The sequence below is a fragment of the Ruegeria sp. BH8 genome, from assembly GCF_056538065.1.
In genome coordinates, this window is record NZ_JBQFSP010000003.1 from 207590 (window position 1) to 233198 (window position 25609).

At 56.9% G+C, this 25609-nt stretch carries 21 protein-coding genes; 11 read left to right on the forward strand and 10 right to left on the reverse strand.

Features of this window, described 5'->3' with window-relative positions; all coding sequences use genetic code 11:
- Nucleotide 1 precedes the first annotated feature (1 nt).
- From ACR0AD_RS09725 to ACR0AD_RS09755, 7 genes are all read left to right on the forward strand, one after another.
- The gene (locus tag ACR0AD_RS09725; RefSeq protein ID WP_480487077.1) at nucleotides 2–439 is read left to right on the forward strand and encodes a GFA family protein; all 438 of its coding nucleotides are present in this window, start codon (nucleotides 2–4) and stop codon (nucleotides 437–439) included.
- Nucleotides 436–4968 (forward strand): glutamate synthase large subunit, encoded by a 4533-nt coding sequence (gene gltB / locus ACR0AD_RS09730; RefSeq protein WP_480487079.1) that lies wholly within the window; start codon nucleotides 436–438, stop codon nucleotides 4966–4968. Before ACR0AD_RS09725 ends, gltB begins: the two co-directional genes overlap by 4 nt.
- 181 nt (nucleotides 4969–5149) lie before the next feature.
- Nucleotides 5150–6064 (forward strand): Hint domain-containing protein, encoded by a 915-nt coding sequence (locus tag ACR0AD_RS09735; RefSeq protein ID WP_480487081.1) that lies wholly within the window; start codon nucleotides 5150–5152, stop codon nucleotides 6062–6064.
- Between the two features lie 39 nt (nucleotides 6065–6103).
- Nucleotides 6104–6838: a monofunctional biosynthetic peptidoglycan transglycosylase gene (gene mtgA, locus ACR0AD_RS09740; RefSeq protein WP_480484594.1), complete on the forward strand. Its 735-nt coding sequence runs from the start codon at nucleotides 6104–6106 to the stop codon at nucleotides 6836–6838.
- A 58-nt stretch (nucleotides 6839–6896) separates the two neighbouring features.
- A complete protein-coding gene (fzlA, locus tag ACR0AD_RS09745) occupies nucleotides 6897–7562 on the forward strand; it encodes an FtsZ-binding protein FzlA (protein ID WP_267363152.1) in 666 nt (221 codons plus the stop codon).
- A gap of 74 nt (nucleotides 7563–7636) precedes the next feature.
- The gene (gene queG / locus ACR0AD_RS09750; protein ID WP_480487082.1) at nucleotides 7637–8674 is read left to right on the forward strand and encodes a tRNA epoxyqueuosine(34) reductase QueG; all 1038 of its coding nucleotides are present in this window, start codon (nucleotides 7637–7639) and stop codon (nucleotides 8672–8674) included.
- Nucleotides 8675–8746: 72 nt separating this feature from the next.
- Nucleotides 8747–10750: a hydantoinase/oxoprolinase family protein gene (locus ACR0AD_RS09755; RefSeq protein ID WP_480487084.1), complete on the forward strand. Its 2004-nt coding sequence runs from the start codon at nucleotides 8747–8749 to the stop codon at nucleotides 10748–10750.
- Nucleotides 10751–10789: 39 nt separating this feature from the next.
- On the opposite strand, the gene msrA is transcribed toward ACR0AD_RS09755, so the two are convergent.
- The 3 genes from msrA to ACR0AD_RS09770 form a co-directional block, all read right to left on the reverse strand.
- The gene (gene msrA, locus ACR0AD_RS09760; protein ID WP_480487085.1) at nucleotides 10790–11302 is read right to left on the reverse strand and encodes a peptide-methionine (S)-S-oxide reductase MsrA; all 513 of its coding nucleotides are present in this window, start codon (nucleotides 11300–11302) and stop codon (nucleotides 10790–10792) included.
- Nucleotides 11299–11748 (reverse strand): peptide-methionine (R)-S-oxide reductase MsrB, encoded by a 450-nt coding sequence (gene msrB / locus ACR0AD_RS09765; RefSeq protein ID WP_267363147.1) that lies wholly within the window; start codon nucleotides 11746–11748, stop codon nucleotides 11299–11301. Before msrB ends, msrA begins: the two co-directional genes overlap by 4 nt.
- Nucleotides 11749–11873: 125 nt before the next feature.
- A complete protein-coding gene (locus ACR0AD_RS09770) occupies nucleotides 11874–12758 on the reverse strand; it encodes a DMT family transporter (protein WP_480487086.1) in 885 nt (294 codons plus the stop codon).
- Nucleotides 12759–12940: 182 nt separating this feature from the next.
- Here ACR0AD_RS09770 and ACR0AD_RS09775 point away from each other — a divergent pair, with 182 nt between their 5' ends.
- Nucleotides 12941–14137, forward strand: coding sequence for a BCCT family transporter (locus ACR0AD_RS09775; RefSeq protein WP_480484607.1), 1197 nt, complete (start codon nucleotides 12941–12943; stop codon nucleotides 14135–14137).
- Between the two features lie 99 nt (nucleotides 14138–14236).
- On the opposite strand, the gene ACR0AD_RS09780 is transcribed toward ACR0AD_RS09775, so the two are convergent.
- From ACR0AD_RS09780 to ACR0AD_RS09800, 5 genes are all read right to left on the reverse strand, one after another.
- Complete coding sequence (locus tag ACR0AD_RS09780) at nucleotides 14237–14710, reverse strand: GNAT family N-acetyltransferase (protein WP_480487088.1); 474 nt, start codon at nucleotides 14708–14710, stop codon at nucleotides 14237–14239.
- A 216-nt stretch (nucleotides 14711–14926) separates the two neighbouring features.
- Nucleotides 14927–15214 carry an HU family DNA-binding protein gene (locus ACR0AD_RS09785; RefSeq protein WP_117871130.1) on the reverse strand — a complete coding sequence of 96 codons (288 nt, stop codon included), beginning with the start codon at nucleotides 15212–15214 and terminating at the stop codon, nucleotides 14927–14929.
- A gap of 130 nt (nucleotides 15215–15344) precedes the next feature.
- Nucleotides 15345–16808 (reverse strand): AMP nucleosidase, encoded by a 1464-nt coding sequence (locus tag ACR0AD_RS09790; RefSeq protein WP_480487090.1) that lies wholly within the window; start codon nucleotides 16806–16808, stop codon nucleotides 15345–15347.
- A complete protein-coding gene (ade, locus tag ACR0AD_RS09795) occupies nucleotides 16805–18607 on the reverse strand; it encodes an adenine deaminase (protein WP_480487092.1) in 1803 nt (600 codons plus the stop codon). Before ade ends, ACR0AD_RS09790 begins: the two co-directional genes overlap by 4 nt.
- 140 nt (nucleotides 18608–18747) lie before the next feature.
- Nucleotides 18748–19617: a LysR family transcriptional regulator gene (locus tag ACR0AD_RS09800; RefSeq protein ID WP_480487094.1), complete on the reverse strand. Its 870-nt coding sequence runs from the start codon at nucleotides 19615–19617 to the stop codon at nucleotides 18748–18750.
- Nucleotides 19618–19731: 114 nt separating this feature from the next.
- Here ACR0AD_RS09800 and ACR0AD_RS09805 point away from each other — a divergent pair, with 114 nt between their 5' ends.
- Together ACR0AD_RS09805 and ACR0AD_RS09810 are read left to right on the forward strand one after the other, a co-directional pair.
- On the forward strand, nucleotides 19732–20487 hold the full coding sequence (locus tag ACR0AD_RS09805; RefSeq protein ID WP_480487096.1) for a class II aldolase and adducin N-terminal domain-containing protein: 756 nt from the start codon (nucleotides 19732–19734) through the stop codon (nucleotides 20485–20487).
- 21 nt (nucleotides 20488–20508) lie between these two features.
- Nucleotides 20509–21498: a sterol desaturase family protein gene (locus ACR0AD_RS09810; protein WP_480487098.1), complete on the forward strand. Its 990-nt coding sequence runs from the start codon at nucleotides 20509–20511 to the stop codon at nucleotides 21496–21498.
- Nucleotides 21499–21520: 22 nt separating this feature from the next.
- On the opposite strand, the gene ACR0AD_RS09815 is transcribed toward ACR0AD_RS09810, so the two are convergent.
- Nucleotides 21521–22153, reverse strand: coding sequence for a class I SAM-dependent DNA methyltransferase (locus ACR0AD_RS09815; RefSeq protein WP_480487107.1), 633 nt, complete (start codon nucleotides 22151–22153; stop codon nucleotides 21521–21523).
- An 87-nt stretch (nucleotides 22154–22240) separates the two neighbouring features.
- On the opposite strand from ACR0AD_RS09815, the gene ACR0AD_RS09820 reads away from it, so the two are divergent.
- Nucleotides 22241–23086 (forward strand): SDR family oxidoreductase, encoded by an 846-nt coding sequence (locus ACR0AD_RS09820; RefSeq protein WP_480484604.1) that lies wholly within the window; start codon nucleotides 22241–22243, stop codon nucleotides 23084–23086.
- Between the two features lie 5 nt (nucleotides 23087–23091).
- On the opposite strand, the gene ACR0AD_RS09825 is transcribed toward ACR0AD_RS09820, so the two are convergent.
- The gene (locus ACR0AD_RS09825) at nucleotides 23092–24711 is read right to left on the reverse strand and encodes a GMC family oxidoreductase (RefSeq protein ID WP_480487100.1); all 1620 of its coding nucleotides are present in this window, start codon (nucleotides 24709–24711) and stop codon (nucleotides 23092–23094) included.
- Between the last annotated feature and the right edge of the window lie 898 nt (nucleotides 24712–25609).

Sequence of the window (25609 nt, forward strand, 5' to 3'; positions counted from 1 at the left end):
AATGTCGGAACTTCAAGGCCAATGCATGTGTGGCGCGGTCACAGTCACCGCCACCCCTGTGCGGGATGCTCTGGGGGCGTGTCACTGTGATCAATGCCGTCGGTGGACCAGTTCGATGCTGGTGACCTTTCAGGCGAAAGAAGGCTATGCAGCGCTGGGCCCGGTCAAGACATTTACCTCGTCCGACTGGGCAGAACGTGCTTTTTGCGGCGAATGCGGATCCTCGCTCTGGTATCGGATCACGCTGCCGGGTGAGATGCACGGACAGACACAAATGGCGGCTGGCCTGTTTGAAAATGCAACAGGTAACCCGCTGAAACTTGAACTTTATATCGACAAAAAGCCCGAGGGATACGCGTTCGCAGGTGAACGTCGGCAAATGACCAAAGCCGAGGTCGAAGCCATGTATTCCCCCTCTGACGAAGGAGACAGCCAATGACCAAATATGATGCCGATTGGGTGCGGGCAGAAGAAGCAAAACGCAAGTGGATGGCCGAAAATGGTCTCTATTCCGAGGCAGAAGAGCATTCTTCGTGCGGTGTGGGCCTTGTTGTGTCCGTGGATGGCAAACGGTCGCGCAAGGTGGTGGATGCCGGGATCGATGCCCTGAAAGCGATCTGGCATCGCGGGGCCGTTGACGCCGATGGCAAGACCGGCGATGGCGCGGGCATCCATGTGCAGATTCCGGTTCCCTTCTTCTATGATCAGGTCCGCCGCACGGGTCACGAACCCAAGCTGAATGAGCTGATTGCTGTTGGTCAGGTTTTCCTGCCCCGCACCGATTTCGGCGCGCAGGAGCGGTGCCGGACCATCGTCGAAAGCGAAGTTCTGCGTATGGGTTACTACATCTATGGCTGGCGACACGTGCCGGTCGATGTGACTTGCCTTGGGGAAAAGGCCAACGCAACCCGCCCCGAGATTGAGCAGATCCTGATCTCGAACTCCAAGGGTGTGGACGAAGAAACTTTCGAGCGCGAGCTCTATGTCATCCGTCGCCGCATCGAAAAAGCGGCTTTGGTGTCGGGTATCTCTGGTCTTTATCTTGCGTCGCTGTCCTGCCGGTCGATCATCTACAAGGGTATGATGCTGGCCGAACAGGTCGCTGTATTCTATCCCGATCTCATGGACGAACGCTTTGAATCGGCATTCGCGATTTACCACCAGCGTTATTCGACCAACACGTTTCCGCAATGGTGGCTGGCGCAGCCATTCCGCATGCTGGCCCACAACGGCGAGATCAACACCCTCAAGGGCAACGTCAACTGGATGAAAAGCCATGAGATCCGGATGGCCAGCGGAACCTTTGGTGACTATGCTGAAGATATCAAGCCGATCATCGCAGGTGGTTCGTCAGATTCTGCCGCATTAGACTCGGTTTTCGAGGTTCTGGTGCGCGCGGGGCGGTCGGCCCCGATGGCAAAAACCATGCTGGTTCCGGAAAGCTGGTCCAAGCAGGCGGTCGAGCTGCCGCAAGCGTGGCGCGACATGTATTCCTACTGCAACTCGGTGATGGAGCCATGGGATGGCCCGGCCGCGCTGGCGATGACCGATGGACGCTGGGTCTGCGCCGGTCTGGACCGGAACGGGTTGCGCCCCATGCGGTACGTTGTGACTGGCGATGGCCTTGTCATCGCAGGATCCGAGGCCGGAATGGTGCCGATCAACGAAGCTACCGTGACCGAAAAAGGCGCGTTGGGGCCGGGTCAGATGCTGGCGGTCGACATGAAAAAGGGCAAGCTGTACCGCGATACCCAGATCAAGAACAAGCTGGCCCGCGCGCTGCCATTTGGCGAATGGGTTGGCAAGATAAACGATCTGGACGAAACGCTTGCGGGTGTGAGCGAAGTTCCGATCTTTGCGGGTGGCGAGTTGCGCAAGCGCCAGATTGCTGCGGGATACTCGGTGGAAGAGCTGGAACAAATCCTTGCTCCGATGGCGGAAGACGGCAAGGAAGCCCTGGCATCCATGGGGGATGATACGCCCTCGGCTGTTCTGTCAAAGCAATACCGCCCACTCAGCCATTTTTTCCGTCAGAACTTCAGCCAGGTGACCAACCCGCCGATCGACAGCCTGCGTGAATACCGCGTGATGTCGCTGAAAACCCGGTTTGCCAACCTCAAGAACGTGCTGGACGAAGACAGCAGCCAGACCGAGATCGTGGTTCTGGAAAGCCCCTTTGTCGGCAACGCGCAATGGGACAAGCTGGTTGAGAACTTTGATGCGCCGCTGGCGGAAATCGACTGTAGCTTCGAGGCTGGTCAAGGCGCATTGAGCGCGGCTTTGGCCCGTATCAGAGCCGAATCCGAAGAAGCTGTGCGATCTGGTGCCGGGCATATCGTCTTGTCTGATATGCGGTCGGGCGAGGATCGGATTGCGATGCCAATGATCCTCGCGACCAGCGCTGTGCATTCCCATTTGACGCGTCAGGGTTTGCGGACCTTCTGTTCGTTGAACGTCCGTTCGGCTGAATGTGTAGACCCGCATTACTTTGCCGTTCTGATCGGCTGTGGCGCGACTGTGGTGAACGCCTATCTGGCCGAGGATTCTTTGGCTGACCGTATCGATCGCGGTTTGCTGGACGGAAGCCTGACCGAAAACGTCGCGCGCTATCGCGAGGCGATCGATCAGGGCTTGCTGAAGATCATGGCCAAGATGGGCATCTCGGTCATTTCGTCTTATCGCGGTGGTCTGAACTTTGAGGCCGTTGGCCTCAGCCGTGCCATGGTGGCCGAGTATTTCCCTGGAATGACCAGCCGTATCTCGGGCATAGGTATCAAAGGTATTCAGGCCAAGGCCGAAGAAATCCATGCCAAGGGTTGGAACAGCGGTCTGGATGTGCTGCCCATCGGTGGTTTCTACAAGGCGCGTAAGTCAGGTGAGACCCACGCGTGGGAAGCGACCTCGATGCACATGATGCAGATGGCCTGCAACAAGGCTTCGTATGAGCTGTGGAAACAGTATTCAGCCAAGATGCAGTCGAACCCGCCAATTCATCTGCGCGATCTGATGGATTTCAAACCGCTGGGCAAGCCGGTGCCGATCGAAGAGGTGGAATCGATCACCTCGATCCGCAAACGCTTTGTCACGCCAGGTATGTCGCTGGGTGCATTGTCGCCAGAAGCGCATAAAACACTGAACGTGGCGATGAACCGGATCGGTGCGAAATCCGACAGTGGCGAAGGTGGCGAAGATCCGGCACATTTCGTGCCTGAACCCAATGGCGACAACCCTTCGGCCAAGATCAAACAGGTGGCTTCAGGTCGGTTTGGTGTGACTGCGGAATACCTCAACCAGTGTGAGGAGCTTGAGATCAAGGTCGCTCAGGGTGCAAAACCCGGCGAAGGTGGTCAGTTGCCAGGTATGAAGGTCACCGACCTGATCGCGCGCCTGCGCCATTCGACCAAGGGCGTGACGCTGATCTCGCCGCCGCCGCACCACGATATCTATTCGATCGAGGATCTGGCGCAGCTGATCTACGATCTGAAGCAGATCAACCCGCGCTGCAAGGTGACGGTCAAGCTGGTAGCGTCCTCGGGCGTTGGCACGATTGCTGCCGGTGTAGCCAAAGCGAAAGCGGATATTATCCTTATTTCGGGTCACAATGGCGGTACAGGCGCGTCGCCTGCGACCTCGATCAAATACGCTGGTCTGCCGTGGGAGATGGGCCTGACCGAGGCGCATCAGGTTCTGGCGATGAACAACCTGCGCGACCGCGTCACCCTGCGGACCGACGGTGGCCTGCGCACGGGGCGCGACATTGTCATGGCCGCGATGATGGGGGCCGAGGAATTCGGCATCGGTACCGCTGCGCTGATCGCCATGGGCTGTATCATGGTGCGTCAGTGTCAGTCGAACACCTGTCCGGTGGGCGTGTGTACGCAGGATGAATCCCTGCGCGCCAAATTCACCGGCAATGCGGATAAGGTCGTCAATCTGATCACCTTCTACGCGCAGGAAGTGCGCGAGCTGCTGGCCAGCCTCGGCGCGCGTTCGATTGATGAAATCATCGGTCGGGCCGATCTGCTGGCTCAGGTCAGCCGTGGGTCCGCTCATCTGGATGATCTCGATCTGAACCCGCTGCTGATCACTGTCGATGGGGCACATAACATCATCTACAACCGCGACAAAGAGCGCAACGCGGTGCCGGATACGCTGGACGCCGAAATTGTTCGTGATGCGGCCCGGTTCCTGAAGGATGGTGAAAAGATGCAGCTGTCTTATGCAGTGCAGAACACACACCGGACCGTTGGAACCCGAGTGTCCAGCCATATTGTGCAGAATTTCGGGATGCGGAACACCTTTCAGGACGACCATCTGCATGTGAAACTGCAGGGCTCGGCCGGGCAATCGCTGGGAGCTTTTGCGGCCCCCGGTCTGAAGCTGGAAGTGTCGGGCGATGCCAATGACTATGTCGGTAAGGGCCTGTCCGGCGGTATGATCGTCGTGCGTCCACCGCAGGTCAGCCCGCTGAAAGCAGATGACAACACGATCATTGGCAATACTGTGCTCTATGGCGCCACCGACGGGTATCTGTTCGCGGCCGGTCGCGCCGGTGAACGGTTCGCGGTCCGGAACTCTGGTGCCAAGGTTGTTGTCGAGGGGTGCGGTTCCAACGGGTGTGAATACATGACCGGCGGTGTCGCCGTTATCCTTGGAACGATCGGAGCCAACTTTGGCGCGGGCATGACAGGCGGCATGGCCTATCTGTATGATCCCGAAGGCAAGGCTGAGGCGCTGATGAATAGGGAAACGCTGGTCACTTGCCCGGTCACTGTGGATCACTGGGAAGAGCAGTTGAAATCACTCATCATGCGCCATGCTGCTGAATCGCAAAGCCGCAAGGCCACTGACATTCTTCAGCACTGGGAAGTGGAAAAAGGCAACTTCCTGCAGGTTTGCCCGAAGGAGATGCTGAACAAGCTCAGCCACCCGCTGAGTGTTGAAGCCAAAGCAGTTCCGGCGGAATAAGCCGAAACCTATTGTCTCTAAAAGCCCCGCGTGTCATTTGCACCACGCGGGGTTCGTATGTTAACGACGTTTCAGTGCAGGTCTTGCCCGTTTATCCGAAAATCGCCAATCTTTCTTCACACTCAGGCGACAATCATGGGCCGATCTAGGCGCCAGATGATAAGCAAACAGGGGCAACCGGATGCCAACACCGTATCAGGATCAGTTTTATACTTTCGATCCAGCAAACCCGCCACCTGCGGGAACGGCAGTCACTGTTAGCAGCTTCACTTTGATCGATGCAGACGATGACAACGAAATCGATGCACCGAGCGGCGACACCGTCAACGGTCAGGACGTCACGAATTCCTGGCCAGGGGACACTGTTACCATCAACGTGGCGGGCGTCGGGAACGTAACCTATACCGGCACCACGTTTTATCTGGCTGACGGATCTCGGGTTTTCACACCGACAGACGGCCAGGTCCTGCAGCCGGGAACATTTGTTTCAGCCACCTTCGTCAACACACAGGGGCCGCTGAATGTCGGCAATCTGGGTCCGCCCTGTTTCACGCCGGGCACCATGATAGCGACCCCGGAAGGCGAACGTGCGGTTGAAGATCTTGAAGTCGGCGATCTGGTCACGACCGTGGATCATGGCCCCCAGCCTTTGATCTGGGTTGGGCGTACAGTGGTGGCGGCCGAAGGAAAGCTGGCCCCGATCCGGTTTGAGGCCGGAGTGTTTGACCTGGATCGTCCGCTGCTTGTTTCGCCTCAGCATCGGATGCTGGTTGAAGACTGGCGGGCCTCGTACTTGTCTGGGCACGCTGAAGCGCTGATTCCGGCACATGCTCTGGTCAATGGAAAAACGGTGACCCGGGTGGAAGGCGGCGAGGTGGAGTATTTCCACCTTTTGTTCAAGCAGCACGAGATCGTCATCGCCAATGGCGCCAAAAGCGAAAGCTATTATCCGGGGCACGCGTTGTCGGCCTCGGACCGCGAAACGCAGAGCGAGGTCCTGCACTTGTTCCCTGAACTGGCAGGTCATGATCCGATGTCGGTAGAAACCGCACGACCGGTTGTTCACCCGCGCGAAGCGCGCGCTTTCGCGATTTAGGCCGTTTCAAACCCGGACCGCGCGTCGTATAGCTGAGGCATGGCGAAGAAAGCAGCCCGCAAATCAAGCGGTAAGAAAAACAAGGCATCCAGCAGAAAAACACCTACGGTGCGTCAGATTCGCCGTTGGCTGACTCGTGCGGTTGCGGCAATTGCCGGAGCTTTGCTTGCGATAATCCTGTTGTATTCGGTTGTGAACCCACCCGTAACCCATACGATCTGGTCGGAATGGCGCCGTTTGGGAAAGGTTGAGCGCGAATGGGTGCCGATCGAGGACATGGCTCCGATCATGGCGCGTTCGGTCGTGGCAGCAGAGGATGCAAATTTCTGCCTGCACTGGGGATTTGACGTAGAGGCCATTCGCGATGCGCTTGAGGATGGCGGGAATCGCGGCGCCTCGACGATTACACAGCAAGTTGTGAAGAACGTATTTCTTTGGCAAGGGCGCAGTTGGATACGCAAGGTGTTGGAAACTTCGATCACACCTGTGGTCGAGATTTTCTGGAGCAAGCAGCGAATTCTCGAGGTCTATCTGAACGTTGCCGAAACCGGGAATGGTGTTTTTGGGGTCGAGGCTGCCGCGCAACGGTATTTCAACACCAGCGCCTCAAAACTGACCCCAGTTCAGGCGGCGCGGATTGCCGCCATTCTGCCGTCACCGCGCAACAGATCGGTCACTGACCCGACGGCGCAAACGCGCAGGCGGGCGGCATCTATTCTGGATGGGGCGGCCACCATCCGCGCAGATGGTCGCGCAGATTGTTTCGAGGATTGAAACCCGTCGCCTGCCAAGGCTAAATCTGTCGGGTACTCACTGGTTCGATTGGAAGCCCATGGCGCGTCTGTTTCATGTTCCCCTCTCTCCATATTGCCGCAAGGTTCGGCTGTCTCTGGCGGAAAAGAAGATCGAGGTTGAGCTTGTCGAAGAGCGATACTGGGAACAGGACCCCGACTTTTTGCGCCGTAACCCCGCGGGTAAAGTACCAGTATTGCGTCTGGACGGACAAATGATGTCGGAAAGCGCAGCGATCTGCGAATACATCGAAGAAACCCGTCCCGAACCGCCATTGATGCCAAAAAGCCCCGAAGCCCGATACGAAGTGCGGCGCCTTGTTGGTTGGTTTGACGACAAATTCCACCATGAGGTGACGTCGAAGCTGCTGTACGAACGGGTAAACAAAAAAGTGACGGGTCAGGGCTATCCGGACAGCAAGAACGTCAAACAGGGTGCCAAGGCCATCAAGTACCACCTGGATTATATGGCATGGCTGCTGGATCACCGCCGGTGGTTGGCCGGTGACCAGATGACATTGGCTGATTTCGCAGCAGCGGCGCATCTGTCTTCGCTGGACTATATCTCGGACGTGGATTGGAACCGCAGTCAGGTGGTCAAGGATTGGTATGCGAAAATCAAATCACGCCCTGCGTTTCGCTCTATTCTGGCGGATCAGGTGCCGGGTTTCCGGCCGCCGCCCCATTACGCTGATCTGGATTTCTGATAGGGTGCGCCAGGGGGGCTGTCTGCCCCCCATCGCGCGGATGCGCGATTCCCCCCGAGGATATTTTTGGCCAGATGAAGAGCGGATCTGATTTGAAGGAAAAGCTGGTACAACAGGCCCTTGAAGAAGGGTTTGTTGCGTGCCGTGTCTGCCGCCCGTGGGATGTTCCAGAAGTTCCCGAGCGTTTGGCCGCGTACCTGGGTGCCGGGTATCATGGGCAGATGGGATGGATGGCCGAACGAACGCATTGGCGCGGTGATCCTGCAGCCCTTTGGCCCGAGGCGCGATCAGTGATCATGCTGGCCGAGAGTTACACGCCGGAACATGACCCGACAGACGTCTTGAAGCAACGCGGCCACGGGGCGATTTCTGTCTATGCGCAGAACAAAGACTATCATGATCTGGTCAAAAAGCGACTGAAGCGTCTGGCGCGGTGGCTGATTGCCGAGGCGGGCGGCGAGGTTAAGGTGTTTGTTGACACTGCACCCGTGCCAGAGAAAGCCTTGGGGCAGGCCGCCGGGTTGGGCTGGCAGGGGAAACACACAAATCTTGTCAGTCGGGAATGGGGTAATTGGGCCTTTATAGGGTCTGTTTTTTCAACATTGGATATACCCGCTGATTCTGCTGAGATTGATCGCTGCGGGTCTTGTCGGGCCTGTTTGGACAGCTGCCCCACGGACGCCTTTCCAGGCCCGTATCAATTGGATGCACGGCGGTGCATCTCCTATCTGACCATCGAACATAAAGGCCCTGTAGAGCCTGAACTTCGCGGAAAGCTGGGCAATCGAATCTACGGCTGTGATGATTGCCTGGCAGCTTGCCCGTGGAACAAGTTTGCGGTTGCCGCAAGTGACATACGCTATGCCGCGCGTGAAGATCTGGCAGCGCCTGCGTTGGAAGAGCTGGTGGCACTTGATGATACCTCGTTCCGAGCGAAGTTCTCTGGCTCACCCATCAAACGGATTGGGCGCGACCGGTTTGTGCGCAACGTGCTTTATGCCATTGGAAACTCGGGGCAGTCGAAACTGAGGGCTGCGGCCCAGAGATTGACAGATGACCCGGATGAAACCGTGGCCGACGCAGCGCGTTGGGCGGTGGAACAACTTTCATAATTGCCGCAAACAGGCTGGACGTGTCGGCCCCAATCGCTACACCAATCTGCAGCGAACAGTAAGGAGAACCCGATGGCGCTGGCTTTGGGGGTGGATACGGGTGGAACCTATACCGATGCGGTACTGATCCGGGATGAAAAAGAGGTCATAGCCTCGGCCAAGTCCCTGACCACACGCGCGGATTTGGCAATTGGTGTGGGCAAGGCGATTTCTGCCGTTCTGGAGCAGGCGAAAGTTGCGCCGGATCAGATTTCAATGGCGTCTTTGTCCACAACATTGGCGACTAATGCCTTGGTCGAAGGGCAGGGCGGGCGCGTTGCGTTGATCTATATCGGATTCAAAGACAGCGACCTTGAAAAGCACGGTTTGAAGGACGCGTTAAAAGGGGACCCGTCCCTGGTTATGTCTGGTGGGCATTCTCATTCTGGCAGCGAAGCTGCGCCATTGGACGTTGCCGCGCTGGAGCAGTTTTTAGACTCTCATAAAGGGATTTCTGGCTTTGCCATAGCCGCTCAGTTTGCCACCCGTAATCCCGCGCATGAACTGGAAGCCGCACGGATCGTTACGGAAAGAACCGGGGCTCCGGTAACATGTTCGCATCACTTGTCGGCAAAGCTGAATGGGCCGAAACGCGCCGTGACGGCCGTGTTGAATGCGCGGCTGATCGGGATGATCGATCGTTTGATCGGGCGTGCGCAGGACCAGCTGCGCGAGTTGGGGATAATGGCCCCGATGATGGTCGTGCGCGGTGATGGGGCGTTGATGAGTGCTGAACAGGCGCGTGAACGCCCCATTGAAACGATCCTGAGCGGACCAGCCGCGTCAATTGTAGGCGCGCGCTGGTTGACCGGCGCAGAGAATGCGTTGGTGTCGGATATTGGCGGCACGACAACTGACGTGGCGTTGATCCGTGACGGTAAGCCCGCGATAGACTCGGCCGGGGCACAGGTGGGCGGGTTCCGCACAATGGTCGAGGCAGTTGCGATGCGCACCCATGGCCTTGGAGGTGACAGTCAGGTGCATGTCGTGACCGAGGGATTGCAGGGCGGTGTGTTTCTGGGGCCGCGCCGCGTTCTTCCGGTGTCCCTGATCGCCTCGGAAGCGCCCGAGATCGTCCATGCCGTTCTGGACGATCAATTGCGGGCCACGACGGTGGGTGAGCACGATACGCGCTTTGCCCGTCGCGTGCCGGGAATACGTGACGACGGTATAGATGTGCGAGAAGAAGCCCTGTTGGAGCGGTTGGGAGATCAGGTTCTGCCGATCGGTTCCTTGCTTCGGTCCCGAATGGAGAGCGGCGCATTGACCCGGTTGGTGGACCGCGGGATCATTCAGATCTCGGGCGTGACGCCGTCGGATGCCAGCCATGTACTGGGGCGGGTGGATGCCTGGGATGCGGACGCCGCCCGTAAGGCACTTGAACTGGTCGCGCGCAAACGGGTCGGGTCCGGAGATATGTTGGCAAATTCCGCCGAAGCGCTGGCGCAGATGATCGTGGACCAGTTGACAGAACAGACCAGTTTGACCTTGTTAGAGGCTGCTTTTGATGAGGAACCAGACAGTTTCGGGCTTTCGCCACAGGAGCTGGCGCGGCATATCCTGACACAGCGCGGATTGGCGCAGCATCGCGGTTTGTTGTCGCTGACCGCAGCCCTGAACGTTGATGTTGTGGGACTTGGGGCATCTGCCCCCAGCTATTACCCGGCGGTTGGTGAACGGCTTCACTGCCGGATGATACTGCCGGAACATGCGGGCGTAGCCAATGCGATTGGCGCTGTCGTGGGGCGGTTGACCTTACGGCGAACGGGCACGGTGACAAGTCCTGCCGAAGGGCGGTATCGTGTACATCTCGAGGGCGGGCCCAAGGATTTTTCCGCATCAGAAGATGCGCTGGCTTTGCTGGAAAATGTTCTGAGGTCGGAAGCTGAAGGCGCGGTGCGCGAAGCCGGTGCAGAAGATATCCGGGTGATCGTGGATCGCGACATCAAAACCGCGCGGGTCGAGGCCAATGATGTGTTTGTCGAAGCAATGATCACGGTCGAGGCTAGCGGGCGACCGCGGGTTGCGTCGGGCTAGCCCCTCTGACTCGTTCAGAGGGGCCGGGCAGGTGGTGCATTATTCTGCGGCGCTGGCACGTTTGGGAAGAACCCAGTCCTGGCGCGGGAAGTGGCAGGTATATCCGTTCGGGATACGCTCAAGATAATCCTGATGCTCGGGTTCGGCCTCCCAGAAATCGCCGACGGGTTCCACTTCGGTTACGACTTTTCCCGGCCACAAGCCGCTGGCATTCACGTCTGCGATTGTATCCAGGGCGGTTGCTCTTTGGGCTTCATCGACGTGGTAAATCGCGGAACGATAGCTCATGCCTCGGTCGTTGCCTTGTCGATTCACCGTGGTCGGGTCGTGAATCTGGAAGAAGAATTCCAGCAGGTCGCGGTAACTGATCTGCGATGGGTCAAACCAGATCTCGATCCCTTCGGCGTGGGTGCCGTGGTTGCGATAGGTGGCGTTGGGCACATCGCCTCCGGTGTAGCCCACCCGGGTACGCAAGACGCCTGCCAGCTTGCGGATCAGGTCCTGCATACCCCAAAAGCAGCCTCCGGCCAGTACAGCACGGTGTTCAGTCATTGGATTTCCTCCACGTGGATCAGGAATTCGGCGTAACCTTCAGCCTCCATCTCATCCCGATGGATGAACCTGAGCGAGGCCGAGTTGATGCAATATCGCAGGCCGCCATGTTCTCGCGGGCCGTCGGGGAAGACATGCCCCAGATGGCTGTCGCCGTGTTTCGAGCGAACCTCGGTCCGGATCATACCATGTGTCGTGTCGCGAAACTCTTCCACATGCTCATGGATGATCGGCTTGGTAAAGCTGGGCCAGCCACATCCGGATTCGTATTTGTGGGTCGAAGCAAACAGCGGTTCGCCTGACACAATGTCCACGTAGATACCCGGTTCCTTGTTCCCCAAATACTTGCCTGTCCCCGGCCGTTCGGTGCCGTTGCGTTGGGTGACGTGAAATTCTTCGGGCGAAAGCGCCGCAATAACCGTGGGGTCTTTGGTGTAGCGTGTCATGGATCCTCCGGCTGATTTGACGTTTGTGCCATTATCTGGGGGCTGCCGTACAGAAAGCAAAGCGATATTTCAAAGCGCTCTCACAGTCGTGCGGTTGGTCAGACGCATACACTTAGGTCCTTGTGTTAGGCCGAAGTCGTTTTGCTGGCAGGTTGGCGTGAAAGCTGTACAGCAAGAATACCCAATGTCGTGATTGTAACGCCAATTGCGTCCATCGCGCCCAGTTTCTCGCCCAACAATATGGCTGCAATCGTGACACCGAATACCGGATTCAAGAAGTGGAACGTGGCTGCGCGGATTGCGCCGATGCGATCCAGAAGAAGGAACCAGATCAGCGTGGCCAGCAACCCAGGAAACAGGGTTGTGTAAGTGAACGCCAATGCCAATGGCAGCGTCGGGTGGATGTAGATGGCCTCAAAGATCGGAGCAGCCATGAACAACATGGCTGAACCTACAAGCATCTGCAGACCGACGACCATCATGAAATTACCGCCCGAAGTCGCACCGCGGACCGCGAGGGTGGCAAAGGTCAGCGCCAAAGCTCCGATGCCGCACAACGCGATGCCGAACATGTCGACACCAGAACTGATCCGGCTGCTCATGATAAGGGCGACGCCGGTGAATCCGGCAAACAATCCCAAAATCCCGAGAGGGCGCAGTTTCTCGCCAAAAATCAGCCACCCTGCCAGCGCCACCAACAAGGGCATTGTGGACGCGATAATCGCCGCAGCCGAAGCCTCGACCGTTTGCATCGCGTAGAAATTCAGACCCAAATACAGGGCATTTTGGCAGATACCGAACAGAATTGTCGCCCGCCATTGGTTCCGGGTCAGGTGCCAGCTTTGCCCCATCGCCCGGGCAATCAGAACCCCCAGACTCCCTGAGATCAAAAACCGCAGAGCCAGCGAAAACAAGGGAGAGGCGTCTGCCACGATGATCCGCGCCGAGGTAAAGGCAGACGACCAGATCAGGGCAAAAGTAAGCCCCATGGCTATGGCGCGCAGATCCATGGAGACCCCCTGTCACTTTGCGCGGACTGTCCCCGATTTTCCGATGGGTCGCAAGCGCTGCGCGTCAAAAAAGACACATCCGTGATGCAACGAAAGTCACGAGGATGTTTTTATTGATTGACTGAACAATTAAAGTTATCGGCTCCGGGATCTGACATATCAAGGGAGGGTTGTCGGTGCTTCTGGAGTACATTCTATCTTTTGGCGTCCTGCTGGCATTGGGCTTGGTCGCGTTCTTCGTCGTGAAATGGTGGAACCTGCGCTGCGTTGGCGTGACACCTGTTCACCTTTTCACATTCATCGCGATCCTGTTTACGTCCGGTCTGGATGTTGGCCTGATCATGTTCCCGCTGACGGAATTTGGTGGCTATGCCGAAGATCCGGCCTATGCCTTTGCCAACCCGCTGGCGATCGAATTTGGATTCTGGGGGTTTCTGATCTGGGCGTTTTACTTCCTGACAGCCTTCTATTTCTGCGTGATCGAACCGCGCGTGAACTTCTTTGAGATTCCGCTGGTCAAGCTGATCAACAACGTCGTCATCATCGGTACCTGCGCCTTTACCGCCAGCCTGTTCCTGATCTACCTGCCTGGCTACCTGCCAGAGGTCGGAGATGGCGAATCTGTCGTTACCACCTTCTACGTCATCGTGTTTGTGGTCATTCTGGCGGCAGCATACTCGTCGACCGATTTGAAATATGTGCGCATCCTGTCGGTCGGTTCGACCTTTCTGTTCCTTGCACTGATTCTGGGTATGTGGGCGGCCGCTGGCATGGGAATGACCGGGTTTATCGAAACCGGCAGTAACATTGGTGCCTATTTCACCAATGTGCACAAATTTGTCCTGCCGCTGACCGATTATCATGCCTTCTACTTGTTCTGGTGGTTTGCGTGGTCAATCATGATTGGCCAGTTTACTTCGCGCTTTGTGGGCGGTTTGAAAACCTGGCAGCTGCTGGCGGCGTTGTTGATCTTCCCGTCGATCCCGCTGGGGATCTGGTTCACCGTTCTCTACTACTATCACCTGAACGGCATCAGCACCGCAGGCATCACCAATATCGCGATGGTAATCGTGGGCGTGACCTTTGTGATCAACTCGCTGGACTCGCTGATTAGGCTCTATACAGACAACCTGAACATGACCGCCGAGCGGTTTGGCAAGGCGACCTATGTCGCTGGCAACGTCGCGCTGCTGTTTGTGCTAACGCTGCTGTTCCAGAGTCAGTGGTTGCAAATCCAGTGGATCGGAGCCGTCGTAGTCGGTCTTTACCTGGCTTGCGTGGTCTATATCCTGGTCACCAAGCGCAAAGAGGTGATGAGTATCGATGCCATGCCGGAAGATCGCGATCTGGACTTCCACAAGGTTGAGACGATTCACTGATTGTTTCGAACCTACCAAACCAAAAGCGGGCCTCGACATTGGGGCCCGCAGCCGTTTTTGGGCACTGCCCGATCCGGCCCTCATTCCTTGTCGTTCACTTCAGTTCGTGTCGAGACGATATTTGAGGAAACTGTGGCCAGCGTAGTCTACTTGCCCAACAAAATAAGCGCCGAGTTTGGTCATTGCGCGCAGTTTCGTGCGTGAAGGCGGCAGCAAGAATGTCACGAACGGAATACGATTGTCCTGCTTTGCGAATGCGATGGCCTGACGTGCTATCTTTGCACCCAGTCCAAATGCACCGGGCTTCAAGACCAACCCGAAATCCCACTCTTCACCTTCTTTTTGAAATCCGCCCCATCCCACATAATGTCCGCGGTGCAGAATTGCCCAATGACCTAGGCCGTCCCGCGCCCAACACGACTCTTTCGCGTGAATGAAACCGGCGACTGTTTCCTCATCCCAATCCTGCGTCAGGAGAGGCATGTGTTCGGCAAGAATTGGATTTCTCATATGCGCCAGTATCTCAGGTGCTGAGACGAGGGGCAGTCGCGTGAAGGTTATATCCTGTTCCATAGAACTGGGATTTAGCGGGCCAAGCAGGAAATCAAAGGGTTGTCCGTAAAAAACGTGCCAAGGACAACCGGTGTTGGATTGTAGCCCATATTTACAGTCTGAATAAGAACTCTGATGCCTTAGGACACATGTGCGCAGGCTTTAAAATGTGAAGCTCAGGCACAAAAAAGGGGCCGCGTAACCGCCACCCCTTTTCATGGTTCCAAGCGCTTGAGATCAGCCGTTCACGCTGTCTTTCAGTGCTTTCGCGATGGTCATTTTCACAACCTTGTCGGCTTCTTTGGTGAAGGTTTCACCGGTTGCCGGGTTGCGGACCTGACGCTCGGGGCGCTCGCGGCAGTAGATTTTGCCGACGCCAGGCAGGGTCACTGCACCACCTGCGGAAACTTCGCGTGTGATCAGGCCGGTTATGGCCTCAAGCGCAGAGTTCGCGGATTTCTTATCGGTTCCCATTTCCTCAGCGAGAGCAGCAACCAGCTGAGTCTTTGTCATAGGTTTTGCCATTTCTTGGTCTCCTTAACGTGCCCGATCTATAGGGCCTCACCGCGTAACTGTAACGGGATATTGTGGCCAAACACAACGAATAGTAGCGCAGAAACCCCTAAAAATATGGGGAAAACGTTGCTTTTTTGCGTCAGAGGAAGGCAGTTTCGTCGAAGGAACGCAATTTCCGGCTGTGCAGACGCTCCAACGGCATGCCGCGCAGGTGCTCCATAGCGCGTATCCCGATCATCAAATGACGCCCGACCTGAGTGGTATAAAAGGTAGACGCCATGCCCGGTAGTTTCAGTTCGCCGTGCAGGGGCTTGTCCGACACGCACAGCAAAGTGCCGTAAGGAACGCGAAAGCGATAGCCGTTCGCGGCGATGGTGGCGCTTTCCATATCCAGCGCGATGGCCCGCGACTGGCTGAGGCGCTGAACCGGTCCGGATTGATCGCGCAGTTCCCAGTTGCGATTGTCGACCGATGCAACTGTTCCCGTCCGCATGATCCGCTTCAGTTCATACCCTTCCAGCTCGGTCACTTCGGCCACGGCGCGTTCCAGCGCGACCTGAACCTCGGCCAGGGGCGGGATGGGCACCCAGACCGGCAGGTCATCATCCAGAACCTTGTCATCACGTAGATATGCATGGGCCAGAACGAAATCACCCAATGCCTGCGTGTTGCGCAATCCGGCGCAATGGCCAACCATCAACCACGCGTGGGGGCGCAGAACCGCGATATGGTCGGTCGCAGTTTTCGCATTCGAGGGGCCAACACCGATGTTCACCAAAGTAAGACCCGAACCATCTTCACGCTTCAGATGATAGGTTGGCATTTGCGGCAGTTTCAGCGGTTGCTCGATTTCTGCGTCCGGCTCCGTGATCTCAACATTCCCGGTCGAGACAAAGCTGGTATACCCGCTGCTGGGATCAGCCAACTGCTCACGGGCGTAGTTCTCGAATTCCGAAACATAGAACTGATAGTTCGTGAACAGAACGTGGTTCTGAAAATGCCGGGCATCTGTCGCTGTGTAATGTGCCAGTCGCGCAAGTGAATAATCGACGCGCTGGGCAGTAAACAATGACAAGGGTCCGACGGCGTCTTCATGATCGTGCACGCCGTTAACGATGTCGTCATTCGTGGTGGTCAGATCCGGCACGTCAAACACATCGCGCAGGGTGAAAGCAGCCGCCCCCTGATGCGGCACAACCAGACCTGACGTATTCGCCACGGCAAAATGCACCGGAATAGGTGTGTCCGACGCTGCAATCGTCACCGGTTGGTCGTGATTCTTGATCAACAGGGCAATCTGCTGGGTCAGGTAGGACCGGAATAAATCCGGGCGCGTTACGGTTGTAGCGTGAACACCGGGTTCCGCCACATGCCCAAAACTCAGGCGGCTGTCGACTTGAGCATAGGTCGACGTCTTTATGCGAATCTCGGGGTAATAGGCCCTGTATCTGGCGGTTGGTGCTCCATTTTGCAGTACCTTCGAGAAGCTGTCGCAAAGAAATTCTGTTGCTTGAGTGTAAAGCTCCTCCAGTCGCGCAACTGCGGCTGCGGGATCGGTGAACTGTTCTGGCGAAAGGGCTTCAGGTGTCAGGAGTGTCGTCATGCCAAGGGTTCCAGAAGATCAATTTTTTTGAATGTGCGCACGTCAACCAGCCCGAGATCAGAGATCCTGAGTTCCGGTATGACGACCAACGCCAGCAGCGAATGTTGCATATACGCGTTGTTCAGATTGCAGCCACATTCCTGCATAGCCTGAACCATCCTGTCCGCCTTGGCCGCAACTTCAGCGGCCGGGCTGTCGGACATCAGACCGGCAATGGGAAGTTCGACCATCGCCAGTTCCTGGCCGTCCCTAAAGATCGTGATGCCGCCACCCACTTCGGCCAGTCGATTCGCGGCCAGCGCCATCTGTTCACGGTCGGTGCCGACGACGATCATGTGGTGACTGTCATGCGCCACGGTCGAGGCCATGGCCATTTTTCCCTGATATCCAAACCCCGAGACAAAGGCGTTGGTGACGCCCCCTGTCGCCCGGTGTCGTTCGACCAGTGATATCTGGCATACGTCACCCTCACCTTCAACAAGCCCGCCGATTATCGGCAATTCGGCTTTCAGGGCTTTAGTGGGGGCCTGGTTTTCTACCACGCCAATGACGTTGGCCCTTACCTTGTTTGCACCCTTCGGCGCCGCGATCTCAAAATCGGACGCGGCCAGTTCCTGCTTCAGATGAACGGTGCGACGTGCCTTGTCGGGCCAGTTCAGGTGGGGGCAATCAACCTTGATCACCCCGTTTTCCGCAACAACCTTTCCGCGCGCTATGACCAGTTCGACCGGCAATTCGGTCAGGTCAGAGCTGAGGATGATGTCTGCCCGTCGTCCCGGCGTGACCGATCCGATCTCGCGTTCCAGACCGAAATGCGTGGCGGTGTTGATCGTCGCCATCTGCACGGCCACAAGCGGGTCACAGCCGCAGGCAATCGCGTGGCGCACGACGCGGTTCATATGCCCATCATTGACTAGTGTGGCAGAGTGGCAGTCATCCGTGCACAGGATGAAATTGCGCGCATCCAGACCTTTTTCGGTGACCGCGGTAATCTGGCTTTCAATGTCATACCAGGCCGAACCCAACCGCATCATCGACCGCATTCCCTGACGGACCCGTGCGATGGCATCCGCTTCGCAGGTGCCTTCGTGGTCATCGGCAGGTCCACCAGCCACATAAGCCGCGAAATCAGGCCCTAAATCAGGGGATGCGTAATGTCCGCCGACGACCTTGCCTGCCCGCTGCGTGGCCGCAATCTCGGCCAGCATTTTGGGATCTCCGTGAATCACGCCGGGGAAGTTCATCATTTCCCCCAAGCCGATGATCCCGGGCCAATTCATCGCCTCGGCCACGTCTTCGGGGGTGATTTCATAGCCTGTCGTCTCTAACCCCGGTGCAGAGGGCGCGCAGGACGGCATCTGAGTGAAGATGTTGACCGGCTGCATCATTGCTTCGTCATGCATCATGCGCACACCGTCCAGCCCCAACACATTGGCGATCTCGTGCGGGTCGGTGAACATACTGGTTGTGCCATGGGGGATAACTGCGCGGGCAAACTCGGCAGGGGTCAGCATCCCCGATTCGATGTGCATATGCGCGTCGCATAAGCCGGGCAGGATAAAGCGGCCTTGCGCGTCGATAACCTGTGTCTCTGGTCCGGTACAATGCGAGGCGTCGGGACCGACAAATGCAATACGGCCTGCAGCGATTGCAACTGAATGGTTCGGCAGCAGTTCGCGGCTGTGCACATTTACCCAAGTCCCACCCTTTATTACCATATCTGCTGCCTCACGTCCGGCAGCAACTGCGATCAATCGGGGGGCGACATCGGGCCAAGTTGGGAAGGGTGTGTTTTCCATGGCTCAACTTTCACGAATGCGCGCGCGGGCGCAACCCCGGTTCTTTACTACTGCCGACGGATCACAATTCTGCAAATCTGCCCGACTCAGTCATCGAAAGCTGACATAGGTGCCGACAGCGCGCAGGAACCCGTCCGGGTTTACGTTTCGGACCCGAATTCTCGTCGTATCCAGTTCGCAAAGGTAACCGCTCCGGGCGTGTCCTCGGCCTGAGGGGAGAGCAGCAGATAATACGCCTCGGGCATCGGGGCGCGATGCTCAAATGGTGCGACTAGTCGTCCCTGATCGATCAAATGACCTGCGATGGTGTCATGGGCCAGGCACAGGCCACCTCCGGCCATCGCAGCTGACAAACAAACCAGATAGGTTGTCGCGTAGGTAATAGGCGGATTCTGCCAATTCAGAGCCTGATCTTCAGCCCACGTCGCCCAGTTGGTCAACAGGTTGGAACAGTCGAACAGAGGTTTTTCCTGAAGGTCTTGCAGGCACACCTGATATCCCGGCGCGCAGACGGGATAGTAATATTCAGAGCGCAGCACCTCTGTCCGGGTTGTATCTGAGGGTCGAAGGGAAAACCGGATCTCGACTGCTGCGCCTTCAGCCATCTCGCGCGGTTCCCACAACTCGGTGAAGATGTTCAGCTGAACATCCGGGTGTTCAGCCTGAAATAATGGCAGACGCGGGGCCAGCCAGTTCACGGCGAAACTGATGTTGCACTGCACCTGGACCGCATTCTGTTGCGCGCCAGTTACCGCCTGAGTGCCCCGTATCAGTGTCCGAAACGCCTCGCGCACCACCGGCAAATAGGTGATTCCGGCCTCTGTCAGCTCAAGCGCCTTCGGGCGTCGCAGGAACAGTGGCTGACCCAGATGGCCTTCCAGCGATTTGATCTGCTGACTGACCGCACTTTGCGTCATGTTCAGATCCCGCGCCGCACCGGTGAATGACAGATGGCGGGCTGCGGCTTCGAATGTGCGCAGCCAGCCAAGCGGGGGAAGCCTGTTTTGCATCGACATAACTCCGGCATAAGTTTAGCTAATGGAATAGTTGCGTTTTTTTCGTTGGTCAAATTGCCGGACCAAATGCAGGCTTTGGTCATTCGCAGATACCAAAGGACGCGTCACATGAGTCTCACCAACCTTCGTCCCAACATCGATCATTGGTCAGAACGTGTGGACATGGCCGCAACCTTTCGCTGGACGGCCCGGCTGAACATGCACGAAGCCGTTGCCAACCACTTCAGTCTTGCTGTGAACGCAGACGGGACGCAGTTCCTGATGAACCCCAATCAGGCGCATTTCTCGCGTATTCGCGCGTCTGATCTGTTGCTGTTGAACGCCAACGATCCGGATGTGATGTCCCAGCCCGGCGCACCTGATCCCACGGCCTGGGGCCTGCACGGCTCGATCCATCGCCACTGCCCGCACGCGCGTTGCGTCATGCATGTGCATTCGATTTTCGCAACTGTTCTGGCGTCACTGGCCGACAGTACACTTCCGCCAATCGACCAGAACACCGCGACCTTCTACAACCGCTACGTTGTTGACGAAGAATTTGGCGGATTGGCTTTTGAAAGCGAAGGCGAGCGGTGCGCCGGGATGTTGGCTGATCCGAAGAAGAAAGTCATGATCATGGGCAACCACGGGGTTCTGATCACCGGCAGCGACCCTGCAGATACCTTTAACAGGCTCTACTATTTCGAGCGCGCTGCCGAAACATACATCCGGGCACTGCAAACAGGCCTGCCCCTGCGGGTGCTGTCGGATGAAATTGCCGAGAAAACAGCACAGGAACTGGACGACTACCCCGGTCAAGCCGAAGCGCATCTGCGAGAGATCAAGGCAATACTCGATGCAGAAGGCTCGGATTACGCAACCTGAATGCAAGACAGAGTGACCGACATGCGAGATTCCACGCAGGACCCTGAAGCTGCCCGCTGGCATTACCACCCCGACGGGCCAGTGGGTCTCAACCCGCTGTTCAGTTGGCCACCACGTCCGGCGGCCGTGCTGAAATGGTACAGCGGAGCGTGGTTGCAAATCACCGCCCTGACCCTGTGCATGACCTTGGCCGTCATCGCCTATGCGTTCTTTTTTCCTGCGTTAGAGACGATGAAAAGCTTTGCGCCCGGATGGATGTTTCGGATCTGGTTGCTGAACATGGTGCCGCAAACTCTGGTGGCAGGAAGCCTGCACTGGTGGCTGTACATGCGCAAAGGGCAGGGGATGTACAAAAAGTTTGATCGCAGGGACCTGACACGGGACAACGGAACATTCACATTCCGCAATCAGGTCTGGGATAACATCTGGTGGACGCTGGGCAGCGCCATGACGGTGGCGACCATTTACCAGTGGGTCATCTTCTGGGCGATGGCAAATGGCTGGGTTCCGACGATTACCTGGGCCAGCGCGCCGGTCTGGTTCGTGGTTTGGATGTTGTTTATTCCCATGTGGTCCGGTCTGCATTTTTACTGGGTGCACCGGCTGGAACATCATCCCAGGCTTTATAAACTTGTGCACGCGGTCCATCACCGCAATGTCAATACCGGGCCATGGTCAGGGATTTCGAATCACTGGTATGAAAACATGCTGTATTTCACGACGTATTTCATCCACCTGATCGTGCCTTCCCATCCGCTGCATGTGTTGTTTCACAGCTCGTTCCAGCAGGTCAGCCCGATACTGTCCCATTCTGGGTTCGAGAAGCTAAAGGCCGGTGAGACCGAAGCCGCGCGGGCGGGCGACTTTTTTCATCAGCTCCACCACAGGTATTTCGAGTGCAACTACGGCACATCCGAAATTCCGTTCGACAAGTGGTTTGGCACCTATCACGATGGCTCAGCCGAGGCGACGACACGCACGAGGGCCTACAAAAAGCAGATGTACACTTGACGCGGCTGGTTCTGTCCGGGGACTAAACCCGCTCGAACAATGCAATGAAGGCCGTGTCATCCTTATTGGGTCCTGCGGCAAGATCGCCATAGATGCGAACCTCGGGCAGGGTCAGGTTGCGGATCTGGTCCTGTTCCAGTTCGTGCAGCTTGCCCTTGAAGCCCATCTTTTCGAAATGGCGGGCGTTTATTGACAGGGCGAACGTAGCGCCTGATCGTGCGACGCGAAGCAGCGCAGGCAACACTTCGGGACCCAGGTGGCCATGTGTGAACGTGCCAGATGACACGATGCCAGAATAGCTGTCTGGCGGAACCGGGATGCCATGGGTCAGGTCAGCCTCGATCGCGTCCCGGTAGATATCCTTGCGCATAGCCTGTTCCAGCATCTCTGAACTGATATCCGTGGCATCAATCGGGCCAACACCAAGCCCAGACAACACCGCGCCGCACAGGCCCGTTCCCGCTCCGACATCCAGAACCGGCCCCTGACCGCCCGCGCCCACAAACGCCCGCGCGGTATGGGTATGAAGCTGATAATCCTCACGCGCGGCAAAGCTGTCGTCATAGTCCCCGGCCCATTCCGCATAAAGGCGTTTGTTATCGTCCGGAGAGCTCAGCGCGTAGGCAGAATGCAGGTCTGGTTTCTTTTTGCTCATATCCACAGAAAGGCGCATCAGAAGATTCGATTCAAGTGCGTCCATGCGGCGCTTGCATCCCGATGCGCTGAAGCCCATCAACGGTGCATGACCAAGACACTCTTCTCATTTGGCCACGGCTATTCTGCGCAGGCCCTTTCCCGAATTCTTGCCCCGAAAGGCTGGCAGATTTTTGGCACCACACGAGATGGCGAAGGCACAGATGCGATACGTGCCTCTGGCGCGGACCCGCTGATCTGGCCCGGTGAGGTTCCAAATCTGGATCGGGTGACGCATTTGCTGATCTCAACGGCACCGGGCGAGGCGGGCGATCCGGTACTGGCGGCGCTGGGCGACGAGATCCGAAAACGAGCAAGTCAGTTCACTTGGGTGGGTTATTTATCGACAACGGCTGTTTATGGCGATCACCAGGGCGCCTGGGTTGACGAAGACACCCCGCCAACACCGACCGCCAAGCGTGGAAAGTGGCGCATGCTGGCTGAAGAGCAATGGGCGGCTGTGCCGGGCCTGCCTGTTCACATCTTCCGTCTGGCAGGGATTTACGGCCCGGGCCGTGGGCCGTTCTCTAAGCTCACACGCGGTGGGCTGCGGCGTATCATCAAGCCGGGGCAAGTGTTTTCGCGTATCCACGTGGATGACATTGCGCAGGTTCTGCAAGCCTCGATGACAAGGCCGAATCCGGGCAGTGTTTACAATGTCTGCGACGATGAGCCTGTCCCGCCACAGGATGTCATCGGGTATGCCGCCGAGTTGCAGGGGCTTCCTCTGCCCCCGGCGGTTTCATTTGACGAGGCCGATCTGACACCGATGGCGCGCAGTTTTTATAACGAGAACAAACGCGTCCGAAACGACCGGATCAAGGATGAGTTGGGTGTCGAATTGATCTACCCGAACTACCGGGTGGGGTTGGAGGCGCTTATGAAGGACCGGTAGGTTCTTTACTGCGCGGCTGCCTTAATCATGTCCGAGGCTTTTTCCGCGATCATTATTGTTGGCGCGTTTGTGTTTCCCGACACCAGCGTTGGCATCACCGACGCATCAACTACACGCAGCCCCTCAATCCCCCGCACCCGAAGTTCGGGATCCACAACAGCCAAATCGTCGGTACCCATCTTGCAGGTGCCGACCGGGTGATAGATCGTATCGGCGCGAGCGCGGATATGCCCCTCCCAATCGGCGTCGGATTTCGCCATATCCGTTCCGAACATTTCTTTGTGCCGATATTTGGCCAAAGCCGGCGCTTGCAGGATGTCTCGCGTCATTCGCGCGCCTTTGATCATGGTGTCCAGATCGCGTGCATCTGCAAGAAATCCCGGGTCGATGAGAGGCATTGCCATTGGGTCGGCGCTGCTCAGGCCAACGGTTCCCCGGCTTTCCGGGCGAAGCTTGCAGATATGACAGCTGTACCCGTAACCGTAATGCAGTTTGCGGGCGTGATCATCGACCATTGCGATGGTGAAATGCAGCTGGATATCCGGGCGCTCCAGCTCGGGTGAAGTTTTCAGAAACGCCGCGCCTTCGGCAAACGGAGTGGCCGCCATTGACACACCGGTCTTGCGCCACTGATGGATGTGCTTCAGCAGTCGCACTGCCGCTGTTGCGCCGATCCCAAAGTTGTTCGTGTCTTTGGTCCGGTAGGTCAGCGTAAAGTCGAGGTGGTCCTGCAGGTTCCGCCCTACACCCGGTAGTTCGTTGAGAACAGCGATCCCGTGCGGTTCAAGATCAGCGCTTGCTCCAATCCCAGAGATTTGCAGCAGCTGCGGTGTTTTTAATGCTCCCGCGCACAGCAGAACTTCGCGAGTGGCGGTAACGGTGGTGTCTGCCTCTTTGCCTTTGACCCTGAAAACAACGCCAGTTGCGCGCTTACCCTGAAATACCAGCCTTTTCGCATGGGCATGTGTAATGATCGTCAGGTTCGGACGGTTGGCAATCGGGAACAGGTAGCCCGCAGCCGCTGAGCACCGCTCTCCATTCTTTGCCGGATCATGAAACTGCGTTACCTGATACAGCCCGACACCTTCGTTATCGCCTCGGTTGAAATCTTCAGTATGACGGTGTTGGAGTTGCTGCGCGGCTTCAATGAACGCGCGGGTGATCGGGCGAGGTTCTTTTTGCTGTGACACCTGTAACGGGCCCTTGTCACCATGCCAGCTGTCTGCGCCAAGCTCATTGTTCTCGGACCGTTTGAAATACGGCAATACGCTGTCCCAATCCCAACCGTCGCAGCCCTGATCGGCCCACCCATCGTAATCCTGCCGCTGACCCCGGACATAAAGCATCGCGTTGATCGCGCTCGAACCACCCAGTGCTTTGCCGCGGGGTTGATACCCCCGGCGTCCGTTCAACCCGCGTTGCGGTATGGTTTCAAAAGCCCAGTTGTTTATTTTGGGTCTTCCCGGAAGGGCTGCCACGACAGCTGCCGGCACCCTGACAGTCAGGCCGTTTCCGTTCCCACCTGCTTCGAGCAGGCAAACGCGTGAAGCCGGGTTCTCGGTGAGGCGGTTTGCAAGAACGGATCCTGCCGAACCGCCGCCCACGATGATATAGTCGAACTCCATGCTGGCTTCCCTACTATCAGAACCATTATTGTGCCGGTCCGCTGTTCGCCATCCGAGCCAGGCTCACCTGAGACTGCGTCAATTGAGTAAAAAAACAATTGTGACCTGAAGTCAGTTTCCAAGTGTTCTTCGACATTCAGCGAAACGGTACGCCCGCGTCGATCGAGTGACTCAAGACGGATATCGATGTCGTCGTTTGCTGACGGGGTCGACGATTCCAGCCAAAGTGCAGATTTCACCCTCTTCTTCTGATGAGCCTGCACCTGAAATGGCCGATGGGAATCGCGAAATATCTGTTTAAACTATTGATTTACAACATTTAAATGAGAGAGTAGTGAGAAATGTGAAGTTTTTTCAAAATGGGGGTTGCAGGTCGGAAGCCTAATCCGTAAATACCCCTTCACCGGCGCAACTGAGGTTGGCCTGACGGACTGGAAAGACGGTTGAGACGCACCGGAGAGACGGTGGGCATCTGAGGTTGAGGTTTAGGCGGTTTCGCTAAGGGATTGGCGTTACGGTCTGGTTTTTGGCTCTGGGTGTTTTGTTCTTTGACATTGATGGATAACTGAAGAGATATGTGGGCGGTTTGGTTCGTTTCGACGGATTGGATGTCTGTATATCGCGCTCTTAGGTATTTTTCGGAATGCCGATGATGGAGTGTCAGCTTCACTGTTTGTACGGCTTTCGGTTTCTTAGGAGACCTGAAGCACAGACAAACAGATGACTTTTGGTTGTACTCTCGGCTAGCCGGCTGAGGGTGTCGCTTATACGTGCTCAAGTAGCCGAATAGGCGGTAGCGCAATCAAAGATGTGCAGAGGTTCGAACGTCAAGGATAAGCAGGTAACTGCTTTTCAACTTGAGAGTTTGATCCTGGCTCAGAACGAACGCTGGCGGCAG

Coding starts and splice junctions, on each gene's coding strand:
- ACR0AD_RS09725 (WP_480487077.1), top strand. CDS start 2: ATGTCGGAACTTCAAGGCCAATGCATGTGTGGCGCGGTCACAGTCACC.
- gltB (WP_480487079.1), top strand. CDS start 436: ATGACCAAATATGATGCCGATTGGGTGCGGGCAGAAGAAGCAAAACGC.
- ACR0AD_RS09735 (WP_480487081.1), top strand. CDS start 5,150: ATGCCAACACCGTATCAGGATCAGTTTTATACTTTCGATCCAGCAAAC.
- mtgA (WP_480484594.1), top strand. CDS start 6,104: ATGGCGAAGAAAGCAGCCCGCAAATCAAGCGGTAAGAAAAACAAGGCA.
- fzlA (WP_267363152.1), top strand. CDS start 6,897: ATGGCGCGTCTGTTTCATGTTCCCCTCTCTCCATATTGCCGCAAGGTT.
- queG (WP_480487082.1), top strand. CDS start 7,637: ATGAAGAGCGGATCTGATTTGAAGGAAAAGCTGGTACAACAGGCCCTT.
- ACR0AD_RS09755 (WP_480487084.1), top strand. CDS start 8,747: ATGGCGCTGGCTTTGGGGGTGGATACGGGTGGAACCTATACCGATGCG.
- msrA (WP_480487085.1), bottom strand. CDS start 11,302: ATGACTGAACACCGTGCTGTACTGGCCGGAGGCTGCTTTTGGGGTATG.
- msrB (WP_267363147.1), bottom strand. CDS start 11,748: ATGACACGCTACACCAAAGACCCCACGGTTATTGCGGCGCTTTCGCCC.
- ACR0AD_RS09770 (WP_480487086.1), bottom strand. CDS start 12,758: ATGGATCTGCGCGCCATAGCCATGGGGCTTACTTTTGCCCTGATCTGG.
- ACR0AD_RS09780 (WP_480487088.1), bottom strand. CDS start 14,710: ATGGAACAGGATATAACCTTCACGCGACTGCCCCTCGTCTCAGCACCT.
- ACR0AD_RS09785 (WP_117871130.1), bottom strand. CDS start 15,214: ATGGCAAAACCTATGACAAAGACTCAGCTGGTTGCTGCTCTCGCTGAG.
- ACR0AD_RS09790 (WP_480487090.1), bottom strand. CDS start 16,808: ATGACGACACTCCTGACACCTGAAGCCCTTTCGCCAGAACAGTTCACC.
- ade (WP_480487092.1), bottom strand. CDS start 18,607: ATGGAAAACACACCCTTCCCAACTTGGCCCGATGTCGCCCCCCGATTG.
- ACR0AD_RS09800 (WP_480487094.1), bottom strand. CDS start 19,617: ATGCAAAACAGGCTTCCCCCGCTTGGCTGGCTGCGCACATTCGAAGCC.
- ACR0AD_RS09805 (WP_480487096.1), top strand. CDS start 19,732: ATGAGTCTCACCAACCTTCGTCCCAACATCGATCATTGGTCAGAACGT.
- ACR0AD_RS09810 (WP_480487098.1), top strand. CDS start 20,509: ATGCGAGATTCCACGCAGGACCCTGAAGCTGCCCGCTGGCATTACCAC.
- ACR0AD_RS09815 (WP_480487107.1), bottom strand. CDS start 22,153: ATGAGCAAAAAGAAACCAGACCTGCATTCTGCCTACGCGCTGAGCTCT.
- ACR0AD_RS09820 (WP_480484604.1), top strand. CDS start 22,241: ATGACCAAGACACTCTTCTCATTTGGCCACGGCTATTCTGCGCAGGCC.
- ACR0AD_RS09825 (WP_480487100.1), bottom strand. CDS start 24,711: ATGGAGTTCGACTATATCATCGTGGGCGGCGGTTCGGCAGGATCCGTT.